This is a genomic window from Pseudarthrobacter sp. 10T415, assembly GCF_056394175.1.
Genome location: NZ_JBFTHJ010000027.1, coordinates 1 through 20,141 on the forward strand (window position 1 = coordinate 1; position 20,141 = coordinate 20,141).

General features: G+C 57.7%; 15 protein-coding genes and 3 pseudogenes. 7 read left to right on the plus strand and 11 right to left on the minus strand.

What is annotated here, in order from left to right; all coding sequences use genetic code 11:
- Positions 1-834: 834 nt before the first annotated feature.
- Entirely contained in the window at positions 835-1,344 is a 510-nt protein-coding gene (locus AC1DBN_RS20375; RefSeq protein ID WP_477724073.1) for a hypothetical protein, read from the plus strand.
- Between the two features lie 72 nt (positions 1,345-1,416).
- The gene (locus tag AC1DBN_RS20380; RefSeq protein WP_477724074.1) at positions 1,417-2,325 is read left to right on the plus strand and encodes a hypothetical protein; all 909 of its coding nucleotides are present in this window, start codon (positions 1,417-1,419) and stop codon (positions 2,323-2,325) included.
- Between the two features lie 537 nt (positions 2,326-2,862).
- Here the strand turns inward: AC1DBN_RS20380 and AC1DBN_RS20385 are convergent.
- From AC1DBN_RS20385 to AC1DBN_RS20400, 4 genes are all read right to left on the minus strand, one after another.
- Entirely contained in the window at positions 2,863-4,041 is a 1,179-nt protein-coding gene (locus AC1DBN_RS20385) for a lanthionine synthetase LanC family protein (protein ID WP_477724075.1), read from the minus strand.
- An 80-nt stretch (positions 4,042-4,121) separates the two neighbouring features.
- Positions 4,122-4,379, minus strand: coding sequence for a hypothetical protein (locus tag AC1DBN_RS20390; protein ID WP_477724076.1), 258 nt, complete (start codon positions 4,377-4,379; stop codon positions 4,122-4,124).
- Between the two features lie 58 nt (positions 4,380-4,437).
- Positions 4,438-5,820 carry a hypothetical protein gene (locus AC1DBN_RS20395; RefSeq protein WP_477724077.1) on the minus strand — a complete coding sequence of 461 codons (1,383 nt, stop codon included), beginning with the start codon at positions 5,818-5,820 and terminating at the stop codon, positions 4,438-4,440.
- A 1,148-nt stretch (positions 5,821-6,968) separates the two neighbouring features.
- Positions 6,969-8,084 carry a thiopeptide-type bacteriocin biosynthesis protein gene (locus AC1DBN_RS20400; RefSeq protein ID WP_477724078.1) on the minus strand — a complete coding sequence of 372 codons (1,116 nt, stop codon included), beginning with the start codon at positions 8,082-8,084 and terminating at the stop codon, positions 6,969-6,971.
- Positions 8,085-9,236: 1,152 nt separating this feature from the next.
- Between AC1DBN_RS20400 and AC1DBN_RS20405 the strand changes: the two genes are divergently transcribed.
- Complete coding sequence (locus AC1DBN_RS20405; protein WP_477724079.1) at positions 9,237-9,944, plus strand: hypothetical protein; 708 nt, start codon at positions 9,237-9,239, stop codon at positions 9,942-9,944.
- Positions 9,945-11,367: 1,423 nt separating this feature from the next.
- On the opposite strand, the gene AC1DBN_RS20410 is transcribed toward AC1DBN_RS20405, so the two are convergent.
- Positions 11,368-12,102, minus strand: a complete 735-nt coding sequence (locus AC1DBN_RS20410; RefSeq protein WP_477724080.1) for an AfsR/SARP family transcriptional regulator — start codon at positions 12,100-12,102, stop codon at positions 11,368-11,370.
- Positions 12,103-12,345: 243 nt separating this feature from the next.
- Positions 12,346-12,738: an AfsR/SARP family transcriptional regulator gene (locus AC1DBN_RS20415; RefSeq protein ID WP_477724081.1), complete on the minus strand. Its 393-nt coding sequence runs from the start codon at positions 12,736-12,738 to the stop codon at positions 12,346-12,348.
- 363 nt (positions 12,739-13,101) lie between these two features.
- On the opposite strand from AC1DBN_RS20415, the gene AC1DBN_RS20420 reads away from it, so the two are divergent.
- Positions 13,102-13,479 (plus strand): hypothetical protein, encoded by a 378-nt coding sequence (locus AC1DBN_RS20420; protein ID WP_477724082.1) that lies wholly within the window; start codon positions 13,102-13,104, stop codon positions 13,477-13,479.
- 147 nt (positions 13,480-13,626) lie between these two features.
- A complete protein-coding gene (locus AC1DBN_RS20425; RefSeq protein WP_477724083.1) occupies positions 13,627-13,971 on the plus strand; it encodes a hypothetical protein in 345 nt (114 codons plus the stop codon).
- A 350-nt stretch (positions 13,972-14,321) separates the two neighbouring features.
- Here the strand turns inward: AC1DBN_RS20425 and AC1DBN_RS20430 are convergent.
- The 3 genes and pseudogenes from AC1DBN_RS20430 to AC1DBN_RS20440 form a co-directional block, all read right to left on the minus strand.
- Positions 14,322-14,454, minus strand: a pseudogene (locus AC1DBN_RS20430) (recombinase family protein); the annotation flags it as partial.
- A complete protein-coding gene (locus AC1DBN_RS20435; protein ID WP_477724096.1) occupies positions 14,447-15,445 on the minus strand; it encodes a cupin domain-containing protein in 999 nt (332 codons plus the stop codon). The pseudogene AC1DBN_RS20430 and the gene AC1DBN_RS20435, both read right to left, overlap by 8 nt.
- A gap of 220 nt (positions 15,446-15,665) precedes the next feature.
- Positions 15,666-15,995, minus strand: coding sequence for a hypothetical protein (locus AC1DBN_RS20440; RefSeq protein WP_477724084.1), 330 nt, complete (start codon positions 15,993-15,995; stop codon positions 15,666-15,668).
- A 258-nt stretch (positions 15,996-16,253) separates the two neighbouring features.
- Here AC1DBN_RS20440 and AC1DBN_RS20445 point away from each other — a divergent pair.
- Positions 16,254-16,532, plus strand: a pseudogene (locus tag AC1DBN_RS20445) (transposase); the annotation flags it as partial.
- Positions 16,533-16,669: 137 nt separating this feature from the next.
- On the opposite strand, the pseudogene AC1DBN_RS20450 reads toward AC1DBN_RS20445, so the two are convergent.
- Together AC1DBN_RS20450 and AC1DBN_RS20455 are read right to left on the minus strand one after the other, a co-directional pair.
- Positions 16,670-16,780 (minus strand): annotated as a pseudogene (locus AC1DBN_RS20450) (DNA-processing protein DprA); the annotation flags it as partial.
- Position 16,781: 1 nt separating this feature from the next.
- Positions 16,782-17,882, minus strand: a complete 1,101-nt coding sequence (locus AC1DBN_RS20455) for an AlbA family DNA-binding domain-containing protein (RefSeq protein ID WP_477724085.1) — start codon at positions 17,880-17,882, stop codon at positions 16,782-16,784.
- 524 nt (positions 17,883-18,406) lie between these two features.
- Here AC1DBN_RS20455 and AC1DBN_RS20460 point away from each other — a divergent pair.
- Entirely contained in the window at positions 18,407-20,125 is a 1,719-nt protein-coding gene (locus AC1DBN_RS20460; RefSeq protein ID WP_477724086.1) for a zinc-ribbon domain-containing protein, read from the plus strand.
- Positions 20,126-20,141 lie beyond the last annotated feature (16 nt).

Genomic DNA, 20,141 nt, shown 5'->3' on the forward strand with positions numbered 1-20,141 from the left:
AATCGTCGCCGGCTGGAATATGAACAAAAACACGGCCTACAAAGCCTTACCCTTCGACTGAACCAGCAGCTCCGCAGTCATCCTGCCGAGAGTCCAGTACAAGCGCGAAGCAAGCCCCACAGCTTTACAGAATCATAATTTTCGGCGTTCCAATATGGCTGAGGGGAGAAGCCGAAAAGGGCTCGGTTCCTGAAATCAGAGTCGAATCTGCGCGTCCAGTAGATCGGAGTCTCTGGACAGAACGTCGGCTGAAAGCGCAGTTTGGCGGTGTGCGCAGAAAACTGTCCGCGTGGGCGAGACGTATCGGGTTAAAGTCCCGCAACGACTGCCGCCGGAGCCGGTGTGATCTCTCTGGGCCGCGGCTGACCGGCTGGCTCTGGTGCTGCTTCAGGGATGTTGGTTTGAGCTCTCGGTCCTGGACATCGACGCAATGCGGTCCCCGGCGACCGTCCACGGGATCGGGTTGCTGCGACGTACCAACGTGGTCCTTCCGCTCACTGTCGCGCAGGCCGTCGAATTGGGGCGAGGTCTTACGAAATTGTCTGGCATGTGCGGCCAGCTGGCGATGAAACGTCTCGCTGGCCATTCGGAAAGCCTGGTCCGGATTAGGCCTGTTCATTGACGAAATGCAGGACCTGGATGAGGAGCTGCTGACCGTGCTGCTGTCCGTCCAACACCTGGCGGGACAGCGCGGCTGGCCTTTCTACATCATCGGGCGCCGGCCTGCCCAACCTCCCAGGCAAGAATTCTGAAGGCAGAACTTACGGAGAAAGGCTGTTTCTCTACCGAACTATAGGCCAGGTCAACGAAGAAGCCGCTTCCGAAGCCCTCGCCTTGCCCATCAGCAGGCTCGGCGCCTCGTTTGCATCCGACGCGCTGTCACTGCTGCTGTCGGCCCCGAACGGTTACCCCTTCTTCCTTCAGGTCTATAGGCGGTCAGTATGGGCAGCGGCATCGGGGAAGGTCATCAGCGCAGAGAATGCCCATGTAGCAGTACGCCTTGGTGCCAGCGACCTGGACCACGGTTTCTTCGAAGCAAGGTGGCAGCGGGCCACCAACGCAGAACGTCTGTACCTCCGGGCCATGGCGCAAGACGGCGACAGTCCGTCCTCCACGGGAGAAATCGCAGATCGATTGGGTAAGTCAACAACCAAGCTTGCAGTCATCCGTTCCCGGCTTATCGCCGAAGGGGTCGTGTATGCGCCCGAATTCGGATATGTCGGGTCAATCCGGGTTATCCGCGGCTGGAATTGGCAGCTTTTAGGACTCGACGTTGTGATTGTTCACCGCTTTCAAGTGAGTAGTGGTGCATGCCTCCCGTTGACCTTGTTTGTATTGGTTTAGGGATGTAATATACGCCAACGGCATCTAAGTTTGCCATCCTAATTTTGGTTCTCTTTGTCCCAAGGGGAAGTCATGAGTTCAGCAGCAGGGGAGCAACGCAATCAGCCTGATGTCGAGCGGGAGAAAACAAGACGCATTCAGAAAAGGCCTGATGCTTCGGGCAGCAGAACCCGATATCCGGGTAAGCCTGCAGCAAGGACTCCTTTAGGTGAAGGCCCGAGATGGTCAGCAGTGACGGCTCTCGTGCTCTCAGGCTTAGTCGCCATAGCTCTGCTTGCTGCATCTGTCTTCCTGCTCAGATGGTTAGGAGATGTCTCTCCTGAAGCATCACTTTCACTTATATTTGTTAGTGCCGCCGTCGTCCTCATACTGGTCGTAAGCACGCTTGCGATTGTTCTTCGTAGGCTGGGGTTGGCAGACCGCAATGAGGCGATGGGTCTTCCTAGCGGCACCATACGAGCAATTATCGCGCTCCTGCTCGTAATGCTCTTTTTCATCGCTGCAATCTTTCTTTTCAACAGCAGTCTGAATCAGACCGACCCCCGTCAGACACGCCCCCTCGAAGGCATTACCGCCGAGCGGTTCGCAACTATCCCGACGGAACAAATACAAAGCTCACAACCGCGTCAGGTTGGTAACGCTACTGTCTACGATGTCGTCCTTTTCCAACCTCATGCCGGAACCGCGGCGTCCGAGGACATCGCAAAGCAACTCATTACGACCGTCGGAACGCTGGTAACTGCTGTTGCAGCATTCTACTTTGGAGCGAGTTCTGTTATGGGTGCGAGAAAGGAAGGTAGTGAAAAGCGGGATCCGGGCGATGATCCAGATGCCACTGATGAGGACGACAACCAGGGAGGGGATGGACTACCCACGGGTGGCATAGCCAAGCATGAAGAAGTGCAGAAGACAACTCAGACCGACACTCCCGTCCCTCCATCAGCAGTTGAAAATTTGCCGAAAGAGCCGGACACACCATAACAAAAATTGAATACCACGTCGGCCATCAGTCCCGGGCTTGCGCAGCTTCACAGGGAGCTCTCAGCTTCCGCTGCACACAATGGGTCGAAGCTCCGGTCAACCGCTATTTGACCGGAGCTTCGCCAAACTAAGAGGTCAAGGCAGATCTCCAGGATGCAGCGCCAAGGTTGAGGCCGGCGGGACTGCCCCCGGTTTTGTTGACTCCTTGACCTAAGAAATGGTCCCCATCCCAGATAAGGAGTACAAAACGACTATTGGCTCACGTTCAACGGCGATACTGAGGTTGAGCTGGACGACGAAGCTGATGCCACTGATGAAGGCGGGGATACGACGGGGGCGGCCGTTAGCTCGATGAATGCTGAGGCTGATGGTTCTGGTGGGGACACTAGCTAGACGACCGACTTGATCTATCCTGCATCGACGCCTCCGTCCGCGGCCCTACGTGCGCTGAAAACCCGCCGACCCACATCCTCGGTCGCGGTTTTAGCCGATGTAACCTTCCGTCAAGCTACAGTCCCGGGGACCAGGTGCGGCGATTTATCGAAGCGCAAGAAGGCTTAGCCAATTTCTATCGCCGCCGGAAGTCGCCAGTAAGACCGATGCAATTCCCGTTGCTCCATTGAGCATGTCGATGTGGAGATCAGCCATCCTTACTACTTCGTCAAAGTGGCACCTTATTTTCCGGGTGAGTGAACGAGTCAGTGAGTGCGCCTCTTTCAAGCCAGCGTGCCTTGCAAAGGCATCAGCGACGGCAAGGATTCCCGCCGCGCCGTGGCAAACAGCTAAGATGTCGCTTGGTTCGGGGCCGCGCAAATGCTTGTCTACGTCGAAGAAATTGCAGAAAGAGCGCATCGCGTGAATTCCTAGCAGTTGCAGCGTAGAGTCCCGAAGCACTCTGCCGCAGTCCCACAGTGTCCACGCGACCCCCGGCGTGCCGTAGCACCACGCTTGAGGGCGTTGTTCCGGTACCCTACTGCCACCTTCGCACCCGACGGGAGGCCAAGTGATTAGTCCAGTCTTGGACATAAATGCTTCACCCAAGAGCCAATCGCAGCACCGCCTTAGCGCTGCATCGAACTTCTCGGACTCGTCGGTTATGTCAATTACGTGCTTAAGTGCAGATGCCACGCCGGCAACACCGTGCGCCATGCCAGTGTTTATTCTGCCAATGTTGAACTCGCTAGGTTCCAAAATGTCGGGGCCGCCGCGGAGGTTCTCAAGTTGGGGGGACATGCAAAGACGTTCAAGGTGCATCGCTGCGGGCATTAGCGGTTTCATCCAGTTGCGGTGAGCGAGGCCGCCCAGCAGTAGGCCGGATGGTCCTTGAAACAGATCGTAGTGGCGCCATCCGACGTCTTTAGTTCGCCACGCCACTTTGCTCAACGTGCCTTGTGCCATGTTAGAAAGCACGTCCCCAAACGGTCGGTACTTCGCATCGAATCTGGATAGTGCATGGTATCCGGCGAGCAGACCGCCGAGGCCGCCAAATGCACCCAGAGACCTGGCAGGCATACCCTGCTCGAGAAGCCACTTTTCTGCAACTTGGTGGCCGAGGTCAGAGGGCAGCCCTCCATTGAAGCTGGCGGCGGCAACAAGAATGGGTGGCCCAGGCTCGTGCGCATACATTCCTTGACTCAAGGGCTTCCGCTGCAGGTACTTCACTAATACTTCAATGGATAGTTGAACATCGACGTCGTGGTTTGTGCTGTTCTTCATCAGCGGTCCTACATGTAGTGTCAGCGAGAGCCCGCTTCATCTGAGCCCTCGCTGACGTGCCGTCAAATTGTCATTTGGCCCTACTTTTTCAGCCGCTTGATGAGCTCTGCTCCCGAGATTGGATTCGCCTCTCCGGGAAGCACAATTCCCTCAAGGTCTTCTATGCCGCAGCCGGTGCAACCGACACCGGAGCACTGCGTCCCCGCCGCTGCATCGCCGACAAGGTCGAGGTTGACGAGATCCTTTTGGATGTGCTCAAAGACTGATGAAAGCTTCTGCAAGTTGTTGTTCAGGCGATCCGTAATTTCGGAGTTCACCTTGATTTCCCGATCTGGCATTGTCGTTCCTTTTCGCTAGTGAATGGTCGGGTTTGGTGTTCCTTTTCTATGAACTGCGCTACCTCCCTTCCCATCGGATGTTGCTCTGCGGTGTTGGCGTGAGTGCTGCCGCTTTTCCGTCGCGTGGGCATATCTCTGTACCGGACATCGCGGCATGCACGACCGGCAGTAAGCGTTCTGCCATCGCAACTGGTGTTTCGTCGTGTGGGAACCGAAGCAGGATCTGTGCGCCTAGCCGGTCGCCGTGGGAGTGGGCCTCATCGCTGACCACCGCATCCTCCGGAGACGGGACCATTTCATCGAGAGAGATGGACTCCTGGCCATCTGCGACACGCTCGAGTTGACGGATCGAAAGGAGGCTCTCTAGGTCGCACGCGATGGCGGATTCATGCTTGTCGCTCGAGGGGAGGACCCAACGAGGTAATACATACTTGTCTCTAAATCTGCTAAGGCCAAGGAGCTTTTCACGCAATGGCGCACGCTGATCCCATAACTCGACAATCGGGATTTCCCAGCGTTGTGGCGAGATGACCGTACCGCTCCGTGTGGATACTCTAGGTATGCTCCGGCCTGCTGTGCCGAAGAGCTGACTGCGAATGTGACGCGACAAGGCTCCTCCGGGAAAATAGGCCGGAAGCGGTGAGGCTGCGAGAAGTAATCGAGCAATTTGATCCCACGGTTTAGAGAATGTTCGTGTCGCGTGGTGGATTGGCCAAACCATCTGTCCATGGGCATGTGCTACGAGATGGCCAGAGGGAGCGCGTTGCAATTGAATGTGGTTGAGCGGCAGAAACTGAGCTGTTCCACTGCCCTTTGCGAAGTATGCTGCAGCGTGAGGATCGCCCGTCCAAGCGGAGGTATAAAGCGGCCGTCTGACAGCGTTGGCTGCCTGGTCGAGGAGTGGCGGTGCGAGAACCTCCACGAATATTGCTCCGGTTAGCTCCTCAAGCCGGCGAAGGAACTCTCGATATGCATCTGCATGCGCCAAGGTGCCATGAAGGTCGCACAGCGCGGCATGAAAACGAGCGTCGAGTTGTCCAGCGGGACGGATCTCCTCGATTAACACGGGGTGCCCTGATCCCGGTGCGGGCAGTCGAACTAGGCAATCGAGCGGCCAATCGAAAGCTGGCAGCTCGCTCTCAGAACCACTCACTATTGGCTTGTTAATTAGCACTCTGCCGTCAGCAGTAGTGACTATTGAATCCAATGGCGCGTTTGAGTTGCCTGTCGAACTGCCGCCTTGATCGGGAGCCGCCTGCGAGTTCTGTTTGCCTTCAGAACTCGAGTCTTCTGAGCCGAGTTCCGTTGCCAGTATTTCATCGAAGGTCCATGTTCTCCCGCTCGCTTCAAGAGGCGTGGCAATTCCTTGGTTGGAGCTTTCCCGCAGCATTTGTAGTGTGTGCCAGACTATTCCGACGTCCTCCTGAATTGCAGCTGTCATGTGAGGCGACAGAGTTCCTCTCGTAAAGCGATAGACATCAATCCAGCCGTCATCCTGTGGCGCGTGTCTCTTACCGCTCAGTCTGGGGTTCGGTACGTCGACACGTGAAAATCGACTGGTGGCAGCGTAATAGGGCTGAACCACCCCAATCGACTGAAGATCTCGAAGGATCCGTCGTAGAGTCGAGCGTTCATCAACTGAGCTGCAGCCGAGCACGATCGCCAGTTGACGAAAAGTCTTGACTTGGCCCAATTGGTTAAACAGGGCGTCGAGTTCATCCGTCCGTGGCAAGCTCACGCGGACTGGACCTCCGGGACCCTCGGTTACGTATATGACCAACTTGTCGACTGTGCGCCAATGCAATGGATTCAGTGCGAGTGTAGACAGTAGATACGGCCATTCCTTCGACGTTTGTTGTGACCTCAGTCGTGCTTTCCTTACGTTCTCAGTCCAGAATGTCGCGAAATCTGCGCTGAGAGACAGTTCTTCGCTACTTAGCCGGTCTCTAACCGGAAGCAGGGCGACATGGCTGAACCATCCGCGTGGTGTGGTCACAGTTGCTGCGCGGGTTATCAAATTCCACTCCCACTCGAGGCGCCCACGAGCTTCCTTCGAGGCAAGGCCTACGACCGTGTCTCTCGGTTCCCCTGGCGGCGGCAGAATCGCCCGAGCTACCGGCGAATTCGAGCGGAGAAAATTAGGTATGCCCTGCAATCGGTGTTGCTCCTGTTGCACAAGGTGGTCTAGGTCAGAACGCGCAGTTATAATCGCTTCCTCAGATTGGACCCACTCGGTGAGATCGTGGAACAGGCGCCCTTGGTCTCCAAGCTGCTGATTGATTCGCCATAGTCGTTCAGAGACGGAGGTTTCGATTGGATTGAGACGATACAATTTGCGCCGCAGGGCTAGCAAGAATCGGCGATCTTCTGATGAAAGTCGGTCGTCGGGAATGAGGCCTTGACCTATACGGTCAGCAAGGTCGAGCGCGTTGCGCTTCCGCGCGTCCTCACGTGACCGTAGACACGCAACCCGCGAGAAAAGAGCCGGATTAGATCCTAAGAGCCAGTATCTAGCAGGAATTCCCGATACTCTCAAGATGCTCGATCCGGCAAACCCGAACCCGTTAGAACCTAGCGCTTGGGGGCTCGTCATGGCCTGTCCATTCGATTTGCAAGCACCTCAGCAATGACTGCCTGCTCATTGAGCGGCAATGCGGCGCGGTTCCAAAGAAATACCACGTAGAAAGCACACGCCGCCCGCACGCTTACAGTCCGAATGCCCTGCTGAAAATAGTTAGCGCGCCAGCGGGATGAAGCTTCGGTCAAAAGAGTCCGATACTCCTGGAGAATCTTGCCTGTATCACTGTCAGCGGCAGTGGCGATGGCGTCACGTTGTTCCCACAAGGTGCCTAGAGTGCTGGCAAAGTCTTCGTATCGTGTCAGCGAGCGAACGTTTGCTATATTGCCCCGCTTGGCTCTTGATAGTATGTGTTGCCAAACACCTAGATCTTCCCATTCTTGAATCTCTAAGCCATCGAGGACAGCAGCTATGATGGCTAGTGAAATAATCCAGCGCGGCATTTCACCGGCGACTGAATCTTGACGCTGTCGTGAGTAGTAATCTAGCCAAATCATAGAATCAAGCGTGAAAAGCGCGTGGACATACTGCATTGATGCCGGCCCGCCAAACAACGCGGTTTCGGGTTCATAAAAACCGCGTTCAAAGGACTCAATGACTCGTTTATCAGCCCATCCTCCTAATGCACGATCAAGCGTACGATCTAAAATGCACGCTGCGCGCTCGTCAGGTGCCTGAAATCGTAGCCTTAGGCCTGGGCTCTTGTGCATGAAAAAGAAGTTTGAGATCGAACCCGTTTCCAGCAAATGATGCACGAGGGCGACGAGCACCTGATAAAAGCCGGACGGAACTGGCGAGCCAACCGAGGTCCGCACGCCATACTGCACCCAGTCTTGACCTGTGGTCGCGGTGCCCATTAACCCGCAAACTCCTGCATTCATGAATCTGTCTCGGGCATCGATAAACTGCCTTGAATATCGTTGTGGAGACTGATCATGTGATCTAAGACTGCTGACACAGGCCTCGAAGAAATCGACGATAGCATCGCCATCGGAAGTGAGGTAACAAGCGCTGTCCCCGCTATAATCCCCGGCCGCTGCCAAAATTGTTGCACCGTCGGCGGAGCTGCAATCAGAGTCTCCACCAGATGGTTGACCGGTAATTGAACTAGCGCGCGACCACTTCATGCGCCCTCCCTAACAAACCCTCTGTACGGTTTCTGACTCCAGTAAATCGCTTGTGCGTTACTGTGGCGTTATTTTTTCGGGAAGTTGCATCTCTATGCGGAGGAGGTCGATGGTGTCGGACATAACGTGGCTTCATGTCTCCGGGTCTTTACGGCACGTCTGGGGCGACGCTGTCTAGGGCACACGTGTGCCTTCGTGTCCGCTTAGTTGGAGAAGCCCACCTGCGCCGCATTGGCGTTCCGGCGCCTAATCGCCTTTGGAGTTCCACCCCTGTTGGCGGCCACCGTATCTCGAAACTGCGGATCGTTTAGGGTTCGGGCAAGCGTGTCATCTCGGCCGACCATCGCTGCTGTTAGTGATCACCAGGGCTGGAGGTGGAGCCACGGTAACCTCGATTTCGCCTGCCGTCCTAGCCCGGGGTCTTCATGGCGGGCCTGTGGGGCTGGCGTGTTAATCAGGGAAAGGGTGCTCTGAACTGGGAAAACAGTGGTTGTCGAGACCGTTATTTGCCGAGCGAGGGAGCACCCTTTCGATGCAAAAGTTTACCTTCGTTTCCAGTCCCAGCCGGTCAATCTCACCGGCCAGTCGCTGATCTCCCACGCCGGGGTTGACCTGCGTTTATAGGTGGCAGCGGCGACTTCCTTATCTGAGTGGGAGGCCTGGCGGTGACCCCTCCACATCGGCCACCGACCCACGGGAAGTACTGAGCTTCTCAAGAGGGCTTCGGTTCGAATTTTCGCCCGAGTGGGCCGCACGCGCACCTGACAACTGGCCCAGCCCTGAAGATGAACGCCGCCGGCGCTCAGGCAGACTGGAACCCAAACACTCTCAGTAGCCCGGTCACTAAAGAATGTAGGTAGGAAGACGCTGGCCGGAGCTCACTCATGCGGTTCAGAGGCTGGCGCGCGCAGGAGATGGGGCTGGTGTTTGCAGGCTAAGGCATGTCTATACCGTTCGCACAAGGGTTCGACGGGGGTATCAGCGGCAGGAGAACGCGGGCTGCTGGTGGCCGGAGGAAATATGGCGTCTCCCATAGATGAGGATGCGAGCTGCTATTGCGACAACGTCCTCTTATCCGTGTCCAGGCGGCACTCACCATGGTGGTAGGGCCGTGGACATTTGATGGCCCGGAATCTATCATCAGGCATGCCCGTGACCGGACGAGCCGTCGCTGCCGCGGTACTGCTCGTCGTTGGGGCAGGACTGGCGGTGCTTGGCGTGCTGGTTCACTACGGATTCATGAGTGTGTACGGCGATGTCAGCGGCACCGCGTTCGAGGGGCTCATTTGGGCGCTGACGGCCGGACCCTCAGGATTGGCGCTCGGTCTGGTCGCGGTCGTTCTCATGATCGGCTTCATGCTCTCGACAAGACGATGGATGCGGCTGACAGCCACGGCCATCCCGGTCATCATGCTGATCGGGATGTTCGCTGCCACCCCCTTAGCGCTGGGACAGCGGTCTGAGAAGCAATACGTGTCGTCTCCGCAATGCGTGACCGACGGCACGGATGGGCCTACGGCCGCCGCGGATCGTGAGGCCCAAAAGGTGTTCGATTCGATCAGTCACATCGGCCACTTCAACGGCGGCGGCATGAGTGGCGTGGGCGGCTGTACCCGCTGGTTCAAGCTCTCAGGAGACGTCGATGTCCTGCAGCACTACCGCACAACGCTGCCGGCGGCCGGCTGGGCCGTGGTCGAGGATGACGGGCACCATCTGCGGGCGCACCTCAATGGCAGGGCCTTCGATGTGAAGCCCTGCCCAGGAGGCGGTGTCATCTGGGCAGGAAGCGAAGAGGACCCCTCATACGGACAGGGAAGACCTGAACTGGCCGGCACTGAAATTTGTCCACACGACCTCTAGAACCAGCATGAGTCCGGTCACGCCGCCCACAGCTGGCGACAATTCTCGTAGTTCTTACACCGCTGCTACCAGGGGGAATCCGAGACCGGGTGCTGGGCGCCCGATTGGAGCGCCTGCTCATCGACTCGGTCGCCGTGGAACTGACGCAACGAAGTGTTTTCACTTGGCGAACCAAACGCGCGCCGACACTCGACCTTACACCTGAGCGCCTGCCACACGGAATTTTGAAGACTGCTGGTGCAGGGCGGGACCAACCGTAACTCAAACATGACATGCCAACGAAAGCGGGGCAGCCAGAGAGCGTTGCCTGCCGCTCCATCTGGCCTAACCCAGAGAGCCGCCAATGGTGTTCGTCAACCTCCCGAGGCCGGGTGGGCCCGTTTTTACTGCTGGGACGCCCGGGACTGGTGGTGGCGTCGATCCGTCCATGGTTGGGGTCCATTCACGTAATCCACGGCTGGAAGTGGGAGCCTTAAGGGGTAGCTCCCCCTAGTCATCGCAGTTCTCGGATCAGTTCGGGGCGGAACGAATGGGTCAGTACTCGCCGGTGCTGCTTCCGCCGTGCCCTGGAAAGGGACCGGGCCAGTATTGGTGGCGGCCGCTCCAAGCCAGCCCCCGGCGGTCCTTTCAGGCAGCGGACGGGCTGGCCCTGGCGACGGACGTAAAGCTGATCTGTGTCTACGTCGACATCACCGGCTACCTCGCTGAGAACGGCGAAGAGGATAGTCCCGAGGTCGGTGTGGAGGAGATCAGTGCAAACCTCAGGCAGCATGTGGAAAACCACCTCGAACACATGAGGGTCCGGTGGACATTTCGGACCCCTGACCGGAAACCCGGTCCGGGCGATCGGCGGGTTCGCAGAGTCTGCCGGTGTCTCAACCATCGTCCCGGGACTGCGCCGCCCTACTGCAAAGACGAGGTGGCCTCCCCCGGCGCGGCCCATGGCTTGAACAAGATCCACTATCGGCAAACAAACGCCGGAATGGGACTCCAAGCCCATAAACCGCGAATCGGCCGGATCTTGCGCCAATATTTCGGGAAGATGAGGCCACTCCTGATACTTCTCCAGCAGGATCAGAGCAACCAGTAGGAAAGACTCGGTACCACACAGAAAACGAATCTAGGCTGGCAGGGTGGGCGGTGACGCTGTCCTCCAAGTTTTGATTAACCAGAAGTGGGTGAGCACCATTAGGAAAGAGGAAAGTTGGGTGGGATCTACGGATGACGCTGGAGTACCTTCAATGGGGACCATGGTCATCCGTACCTGGATCGAATCCGGCCACCTCGGAGGCTTCCGGGCCAGAATTATTTACGGGCAAACTCCTGGTTTTGACCAAAGCACTGTGACTACTGCTGATCCCAATGAAGTTCTAAAAGTCGCGCAACACTGGTTGGCTACCCAGTCAGGAGCCCCGGGCAGAAACTAGCTCTCCCATCTAACATGCGATCGGTGGAAAACCGCATGTTCGACGAGCTCTTTGAACGACTCGGACGGCTGAAGCCCCATATCCTCCTCAAGTCGTGTCCGGTACCTCTCGTAGCAGCGAACCGCAGCGGCAGGATTACCGTGTTGCAATTCGACCACGAAAAGAAGCCGCGCGGCGGTCTCATAAAGGGGTTCAATTTCCAGTGCTCCCGCCGCAGCTGCCCGTGCAACCTCAAAATCGCCTTTGTCCAGTAACTGCGCCGATGCCGCAGTGAAGGCATGAAGGCGATCCTGCCGGAGGCGGTCCCGTTCGAACAACACCCAATCCTCGTACCAGCCAGGCAACAATTCGGCGTCACGCAACTCGGCGAACATGGAAACGGTCACATTAGAGCAGGCTTCTCCCAGCGCCCGCGTCTGGGCCCTGACCCTGTACAGGTCTACATCAACTCGACCAGCGAGGGACAGCGACGCACCGTCGTTCACGATCAGGCCGGGCGCTTGGCGAGAAAGTAAGTGCACGCTAACCCGGAGACTCTCCAAGGCTCTGACATTAGGATGATCCGGCCACAGGAGGCCAGCAAGGCAGTTCCGGATAGAGGGCCCACGGATGGCCAATGCTGCGACAAGGCGTTGCTGACGGTTTGCGACGCAAATATTGGATGCGTCCCGGCATAGCCGCCAGGACCGCAGCAGGTCCAGCTTGTAATTTCCACGGTCGTCGAAGCCCATGGGAACCCGATTTCGGTTCAAATAATTGTGTGGAGCAGGTAGCAATGAGCATCCTCAAATCGATGGACATTGTCAACAAACAGAGTCCCCTACTTTCCTTACCGAGAGGCAGCTCTCCGAAACGCCGGCACCGTCCACGGTGTCGGACGCCCCCTACGCCATGTTTGCTGCGGCCGGGTTTGAGGCACGGACTGCTCCGCGTTTTACAGCAAATCGGGCGGGTCGTTTTTTCCAGATTTCCACTTAATTTGCCGGCCATGCACGTTGGAAGCTACCCAGCCTCAGTCGCTGGATCAGGTGTTGGTCTTGGATTGAACCCTCGATCCTTGTCCGCGGAGGCGCGAGGAAAATTGAGGTGGCTAAATCAAGGAGAGATTCGGAAGGCTGAAGGCCCATGTCCTCTCTGAGTTTCCGTTGGTAGCCTTCAAAGGCACGAACCGCAGCAGCAGCGTTCCCACACTGCATCTCCGCTAAGTCAAGAACTCTCACAGCGCTTTCATAAAGGGGCTCTAGGACTAATGCCGCTTGCGCAGCTTGCGTCGCAATGACAGTCCCGCCCTGGGCCAATGAGCTGTACGCGATCTCCATGCAGGCTCGCAGGCAATCCTGGCGTAATCGATTCCGTTCGAAGAGCACCCAACCGTAGTATCTCGATTCGGCGTTATATCATTCGGTATTAATGGCCCGCTCTCAGTCATGCCCGGCTCATCGAACCGCCGCAGGTGACCACCTGAATGATTTCGGCGCCACATAGAAGTTGTCAGTATCCCAAGAGCCGTAGCTCCTGCTGCCATGGTCTCTATTGCCCGTTGCAAACCTCAATCTCGGCGCGAGATAAACCACTGGAGAAGTTCTATTCAGGATTCCCCAATCGTCGGCAAAATTCAACGTGGGTTTCCTCTTATCCATGTGGGGAGGGCGCACTCTCAGTCCATTCAAAGAAATCGCGGCCCGTCTCATCCAAGAGCGAAGGGGTCCTCCGGCCCGGATGAGGCTACCTTGTGGGAAATGATTCAAAGATGCAACGCGCGCATCGATGCATTATCAATGCAAGTTGCAGAACTTACTCGTGCCATCCACTTAACTTTTGAAGAGCTTTCGGACCATGCAGATAAGCAGAAGGAATTGAATGCCAGGTCGTTTTTTTCAGCAAATGACACTGGATCGCTCCTTGATCTGTTTAAAATTATAGTTGAGAACGTCGACGTGAAAAGGGATACTTCCCAAGCGAAAACTTTGTTGGACCGGATGTTTTCGCAGTATAATACAGCAGTGCATTTTGCAGATAAATCCGAAATCGAGCGTAATCAACGCATTGACCGGAAGCATTTAGATTTAAAAGGAGACCTTCCCAACTCGGGATCCCACGCTGGTTGATTGAAGGCCGTCGGCGTCAAGAAGGCGTGTGGTTTGTCTGATGCCACTGTCTGATGCGCAGCCTCCCGAGCACCCTCGCCTGCGTAGCCCCCAGGCACCTACTCCTACACGTCCGCATGCTGAAGGCTGGCAATAATCCTTGGTTGGATGGCCGCTTTGTGGGTCGGAGCTCTTGTACTGTGCTGCTTCAACGCCGACGCCTTTACCCCGACGGGCTTCCGCGCCGCCACCATCACCGTTGATAGCCAGGATAAGTCCGAACAAGTTCGTGTCACCGGAGGGACTGCAGCCCCTCCCAACTACCCCAACTTCAACGCAGGACTGTTTGCCCTAGACACTGCTAGCCTGGCAGCGGCGACGGGCCAAGCTACAGCTTGGCGCATCACTGAAAACACTTGGTTGCCCGGGATTCTTGCCGACATCAAGGGCTTCGCATGGGTACTTGCTGCACTGTTGCCGGCCGGAATCACCGGACTACTACGCAAAGACTAGAAACCACAGCGTCAACGGCAACGGCTAAGCCGTGACAGATGATTCATGCTGCTGCATTCAAAAATGGCGTCTCATATCCCTTGGGATACGTGGCGGTAATCCCCCGGTCTCCGTGCCTACCCGTGCGGTTCTCCCGCGGCCGCCCGCGATCAGCAACTATATGGACCCTGCCGCCGAACTTCCGCGGTACAGGGAGGGGCCGGCTTCCGGGCACTGTGGTCCCGCCCTGGGGGATCAAATGACCCGATTGTGGGACAACGAAGCGTAGCTCTTGATAATCGTGAGCTCCCGTGACTCTGAGGCGGCGCGCATCCGCCCGGTGGTGAAGTCCTCCGCCAAATTGCATTGACGTATGCGCAGCTGTCGGGCCGTTTCCAGTTTGCCTGGTGTCATCGAGCGGGGGCGACCGCCGAGCCGGCCGCGCGCTTTCGCTGCGGCCAGCCCGGCCTTCGTACTTTCCGACGGTCGTGAGCGTTCATATTCCTCGCAGCAACAGTCCCAGCTCGAGCAGTTTTCGCACTAGGACAAGCTTTGCTTCGTCGGAGAGGCCCTCCGGCAGATCTTGCGGTCGACGTGCGTCACCTGTGAGTAGCGCTTTGACGTGGGTCTCTGCAAAGGCCGGTAGGCGAAGGGTCCCCGATCCGAAGTCCACGAGGGTGTGCTCCGGGGAGAGCTTGATGTCGACACCGATGTCCACGTTGGGCTCGATCGACGTGGAAAGGTCCACCGCTGCCGGGTCGTGGATGGCTGTGAGTTGGCCACGGAGAGGTGGTTCGACCCGAAGATGCTCGTCAACGAGGTCGCCGATGACCGCATCTACGATTGCGGCACTGGAGGCAAGTCGGTTTGCGAGGTCGCTCATCATTGCCCGGCGACCATCGGGAATGCGTGGGTTGGTTGCCGCGGCGGCTACGGAGGTCCGAAACGCTGGGTCAGCGTGCTCGAGTCTGCGGATGGCCTCGTGCATCACAGCAGCCCACGTCAGAGGATTCATGCCGATCGTGAGATGCGCGGACAAGGAGTCAGAGGTTACGCCCTCGTGGAGCATCCCTCTTGGGATGTACAACAGCTCACCGCGCCTAAGGGTCACTGTCGATTCCGCTCCCTGGGGTATCAGGTCCTCAGCGCTGCGCGCTTCGAAGGTAGCGAGAGGCACAGTCGACGCGGAGAGCCGCCAAATCTTCTCGCCGACGACCTGCAGGAGGAAGACGTCATGATCATCGAAGTGGAGCGGGAATCCTTGAGCGCGAGGCGGGGTGATATACACGTTGGCGTGCGCGCGTACACCCATCTCCATAGAGATTTCACGACACAGTTGGCCAACGGCATGAACCCGGTGATGGACGGCGTTCAAAATGATGGACGCGCCCGCTCGGTGTAGGTCTAGGACCCGTGAGGCGTCTACTTGCGCTGTGCCCGCGTTGCGGCTACTCATATAATGCTCGGGCGGTATCAGCACCCCATCCTTGCCCATCCTGACAAGGTCCGATGGTGCGATGTCGGCGGCATAGACTTCCGTCAGCAGTGCGTCAAGGCGGTCGAGGTCTAGCAAGCCTGAGATCAAGGTGGCCAGGTTCGGGTTCTGTTCGCTTGAAACATGTAGGAACGCCGACTCCCAGTAGTCCGTGCGAAAGGCCTCGTCGGAATGAGGGTGGATCAACTGGCTGAGGAGCGATGACTGGTTCCCGGCAGGCCTAGAGGTCACCAAAGTTGACTTTGTTGAAAGGGTTGTAGTCACAATTGGCACCCCGATCCCCACGGTTCTTGCCGTCTCCCAAGAAAGCGCCGGGGCCAGTTCCGAAATTTCCGAATTCTGTCTGTGTCTTTATGAGGGCACGCATAGCCATGACCATGCGGTTCATGGTGGCCACGGGAACCGTCATCTCTTCGTCGTCACCCCGGTCTTTGAGGCGCGCCTCCAAGTCCAGCATCTCGCGAAGGGCCCCCGACATGTAGGTCGGGTCGGACCTAAAGTCGACCTGCATCTGGTCCTCTGTCAGCGGATTATTCGTATCGCTAGCCATTCGATTGCCTCCTCGTGCCAGCCAACTTACGAGTCATTGGTATAACCTCCCGTGGTGCGTGTTGTATGGGATGTATGAGCCCGCGGGTTGATGCTAACTCGATGAGCGTTACTGGTCCGTTACTGGCACGTTAGTGGCCTTCGTTTTTCTGGCCTCATGTTGTTGATCAACCCACATGAGCCCGTAGTGTTTGGGACTGCCCCCGGTTTTGTTGACTCCTTGACCTAGCGAGCTTGTGCTCGTGGAAGGATGTTGACCATGCCCACGCCTTATGGGGCGGAGTTCCGCCAGGATGTTATTGATGTGGCCCGCAAGGGTGAGGCGCCTCTGGCGCAGATTGCGAAGGATTTCGGGCTTTCGATCACCACGCTGAAGCGATGGATTGCCATCTCTGAGCCTAAAGATTCCGGGGCAGGCCCGGCGGCCGCTGAGTCGGCTGAGATGCGGGAGCTGAAGAAACGCAACCGCCTGTTGGAGCAGGAGAACGAGATTCTCCGCCGGGCCGCTGCCTATCTGGCCAGGGACATCAACCCAAAATGACTCTTCTATGGGTTCTGTCAAGCCATGATGGTTTGGAGCTGGCGGAAGATGGAGCGGCAGGGCTTCGAGCGGCCGCGCGACCCCCGGCCGCACGCGGTGACCGGCCCGGGAAGGACCGGCCACCGGCGGGAGTCTTAGCTGGCGAGCAGCTCCGTTAGTTCCGCTGCGTCGGAGACCAGGACGGCTCCGCCTTCCTTCAGGAGTCGGTGGCATCCTGCGGAGTTGGCGCTGTGCACGCTCACGGGGTCAGTTCTTGTCAGGAAGTTGCCCACGCCGCAGGAAGGCTCGGCCCACAGCCAGCATTGAGTGAATTGCTGCTGGGTGGCTCGACACCGCTTCGTCGTCTCGACGCTGAACGATGGAGATGAAAGTGCCTTGAGTTCGTCCGTCGACTATGGATCCGTGCACCAGGAACGGCTTGAGCTCCTCGGCCTGCGGGGGGACAACTATCAGCACCAAATCACCACCATGTGCCTCGACTACCTCAATTCGTATGTCGTCGACTGGCGGATAAATCCGATGCCCGATGGCCTGCACGTACTTTCTTCGGATGTCTCGATCATGGGGCATCGCGGTAACTGCGTGAATGGTGTCGACTCCGTCTCGCTTCTTCGTTTCGAGACCGACAACCACGACACCCCCGACGTCGGAATTCGCGAATTGGGAGACCGTTTGGGCGAGCCTGATTTTTCCGTAGTCGGATTGAAGGTCGTAGTGCTGACGTTTGACCTCTAACCATTCGCTCTCTGGCTGTCCCAATAGTGCATCTGGGTGGCCCGATCGGACAAGATCACTAAGAGTTGTCGGAGTGAGCTGACCGGAGGTCGCTCCCACAAGGGCTGCCAGGTCGAGACCGTCAGCCACCAGAGAAGCTAGTGTCCTGCCGCGGAGGTGAAATCCAACGCATATCTGCACATGCCAAAAGTTTCCGGAGTCGTCGAAGTCCTCTTCAACGTTGACGGCCCACAGGCGTTTTCGGGCTAACAAGGGTGCTACCAGAGATCCTGTGTCGATCCTAAGATCGGACTCGTCGCCGTAGCTGTCGACATTCATGATCAACTCATTTTTGCCGTCCAGACAGAAGCACAAGCCAGACAGAGGTACGAACTCAAGATCGATATCTCCGCTGGGGGCGTCGACTAACTGAACCGTCATGTCCAGTTCGAGGACGGCTAACCGTCTCAGGACAGACCTCAGGTCGGCAACGGCGACGTTTTTCAGATCATCGATATGAACGGTGATCGTCTCCCCGTCTTCGGACTTTCGGGTCGTTCCGTCCAATTCCCAATATGTCCCGTACTCAGATACCGATATGTTGCCGCGGACCACTAGTGGCTGTTCATACATGCTTAACTGCTTCTTTCCCCGAGAAGGATCCCTTGTGGAACGCCAGCATGGCTGCGCGCTAAACGGTAAGTTGCCGTGGATTCCTACCCTTTTAGGCAGAAGTACGCCATTCCGAGTACGCCTCGGTAGCCAACTTCATATGCAGCGCGCTGTTCCACGGGCGTTCGGCGCGAACGTTACCAAGATGTCGTATTCGTCTTCATGCACCCTCTCGGAGGTTGCTATGAGCTTGAACGTTGGTACGAGCTCCAACAATTCTTTTGTCAGCACCTCTTGGGGCGGGCTCTCAAAGAGCACACGAGGGCGGGGCTGCACGTTGAAAATGTTCACTCACAAACAATATCGAGACGGGCACTTGGGGAGGCGCTGAAGATGTCTCACTTCCTTAGAACTGAGACGGTCCCGCCGCCGCTTCTCACCCAAGGCTCGATCTCCGAGAACTTGCAGCCGAATTCGGAACGGCAATCCGTCATGAGAGCCGATCCAGACCCGGACGTGTCGGTAGCGATCCGTACCCTAAGGGAATGACAACTTCAAAGGCTCCACGAGGGAGCCGCCTGCTCGCCGTCGTCGCGCCTGAACTGGCCGACCAGTTTGCTGCGGCGAGGAATGCCGGGATTGACTTCGCCGCGCTCAGCGCCGGGTCTCCGAAGAAAGTCTGGTGGGTCGGGCCTTGCGGCCACGAGTGGGAGTCATCACCGTACAACCGGCTGCTGGGCCAAGGGTGCCCGTTCTGCGCCGGGGTCCGTGTACTTGCGGGCTTCAACGATCTAGCCACCCTCAGACCCGACCTCGCTGCCCAATGGCACCCCACCAGGAACGGCGATGTCCTTCCCGCCGCTGTGTCCCGCAGCTCTGGGAAGAAGGCGTGGTGGATCGACTCCCTTGAGCACGAATGGGAGACGAACATTAGCGGTCGCGCCAAAGGCGCCGGCTGCCCTTTTTGCGCGGGAGTCAGGCTTCTGCCGGGATTCAACGACCTGGCAACGAAAGCCCCCGACCTCGCAGCCCAATGGCACCCGACGCGCAACACCATCACAGCCTCCGCGGTCGCGCCGAAGTCCAATTCCAAGGCCTGGTGGATATGTTCAAACGGCCACGAGTGGTTCGCATCAATTCTGAATCGGTCGTACGGGAACGGCTGCCCGGTATGCAAGGTTCCGCGGGGCGAGGATTTCGCGGCCGAGAAACGTCGCCGACGAGCCGAGGGGAAGCCTGTACGCAAGCGCGTCGTGGACCCGGATCGTGTGTCACAGGGGCTAGTACCAGGTCACAACGACATGGCTACCACGCACCCGAATCTGGTCGCCGAGTTTCACCCGTTCAAGAACGCGCCGTTCACGCCGGCCACCGTCGTCGCAGGCACGGGCAAGAAGATTTGGTGGCAGTGCCCGCACGGCCACGAGTGGGAGACGACTGGAAACTCACGGGCTTCGAGCGGCACCGGCTGTCCGACCTGCGCCGGTCAGCGCATCCTAGTTGGATATAACGACCTTGCGACGGTACGCCCTGACCTTGCAACTGAGTGGCATCCCACCAGGAACAACGGCCGCCTCCCCAGCGAAGTCACAATCAGCAACGGCAAGAAGGCATGGTGGCTCGGCGAATGCGGCCATGAATGGGAAGCTGTTGTTTCGAGCCGCACAGGGCAAGGTGTCGGATGCCCGGTGTGCGCGAACCGTAAGACTCTCGCTGGTTACAACGACCTTGCGACCCGGCAGCCCCTCGTATCTCGTTCCTGGCACCCGACCAAGAACGGAGTAGTAACACCCTCGCACATCACTCAATACTCGAACAGCATTCGGTGGTGGCTCTGCGAAAAGGGTCATGAGTGGAAATCGACGGTAAATAATCGGTCTCATGGGCAGGGGTGCCCGTTCTGCTCCGAAGGTGGTGGCTTCAACCCAGGGGAGCCCGGTTACGTCTACTTTCTGGAACACAAAACACTGCGATCATTCAAAGTCGGCATCACCAACGTAGGCACGCCCCGCCTCGATCACTTCAAGGCCGATGGGTGGACGGTCCTCAACCTCGAGCTATTCAGCGACGGCCGCCATGCTCGCGCTGTCGAAGGAGCCATCAAGCGCTGGTGGCGTGTGGAGCTCGGATTGCCGATGTGGCTCGGACCCGACGACATGATCCGGACAAGCGGCTGGACCGAAACCGTCCATTCCGATGAGCTGACAGCGTCTGAGTGCATCGCCCGGATTCGTGCTGAGGCAGAGTTGCTCCGAAACATCTAGCCGCCGCACACGGCCT

What these genes read in the sequence shown, in the direction of transcription:
- AC1DBN_RS20380 (WP_477724074.1), top strand. Translation starts at nt 1,417, where the DNA reads ATGAGTTCAGCAGCAGGGGAGCAACGCAATCAGCCTGATGTCGAGCGG.
- AC1DBN_RS20385 (WP_477724075.1), bottom strand. Translation starts at nt 4,041, where the DNA reads ATGAAGAACAGCACAAACCACGACGTCGATGTTCAACTATCCATTGAA.
- AC1DBN_RS20390 (WP_477724076.1), bottom strand. Translation starts at nt 4,379, where the DNA reads ATGCCAGATCGGGAAATCAAGGTGAACTCCGAAATTACGGATCGCCTG.
- AC1DBN_RS20395 (WP_477724077.1), bottom strand. Translation starts at nt 5,820, where the DNA reads ATGACAGCTGCAATTCAGGAGGACGTCGGAATAGTCTGGCACACACTA.
- AC1DBN_RS20400 (WP_477724078.1), bottom strand. Translation starts at nt 8,084, where the DNA reads ATGAAGTGGTCGCGCGCTAGTTCAATTACCGGTCAACCATCTGGTGGA.
- AC1DBN_RS20410 (WP_477724080.1), bottom strand. Translation starts at nt 12,102, where the DNA reads ATGGGCTTCGACGACCGTGGAAATTACAAGCTGGACCTGCTGCGGTCC.
- AC1DBN_RS20425 (WP_477724083.1), top strand. Translation starts at nt 13,627, where the DNA reads ATGGCCGCTTTGTGGGTCGGAGCTCTTGTACTGTGCTGCTTCAACGCC.
- AC1DBN_RS20435 (WP_477724096.1), bottom strand. Translation starts at nt 15,445, where the DNA reads ATGGGCAAGGATGGGGTGCTGATACCGCCCGAGCATTATATGAGTAGC.
- AC1DBN_RS20440 (WP_477724084.1), bottom strand. Translation starts at nt 15,995, where the DNA reads ATGGCTAGCGATACGAATAATCCGCTGACAGAGGACCAGATGCAGGTC.
- AC1DBN_RS20455 (WP_477724085.1), bottom strand. Translation starts at nt 17,882, where the DNA reads ATGTATGAACAGCCACTAGTGGTCCGCGGCAACATATCGGTATCTGAG.
- AC1DBN_RS20460 (WP_477724086.1), top strand. Translation starts at nt 18,407, where the DNA reads ATGACAACTTCAAAGGCTCCACGAGGGAGCCGCCTGCTCGCCGTCGTC.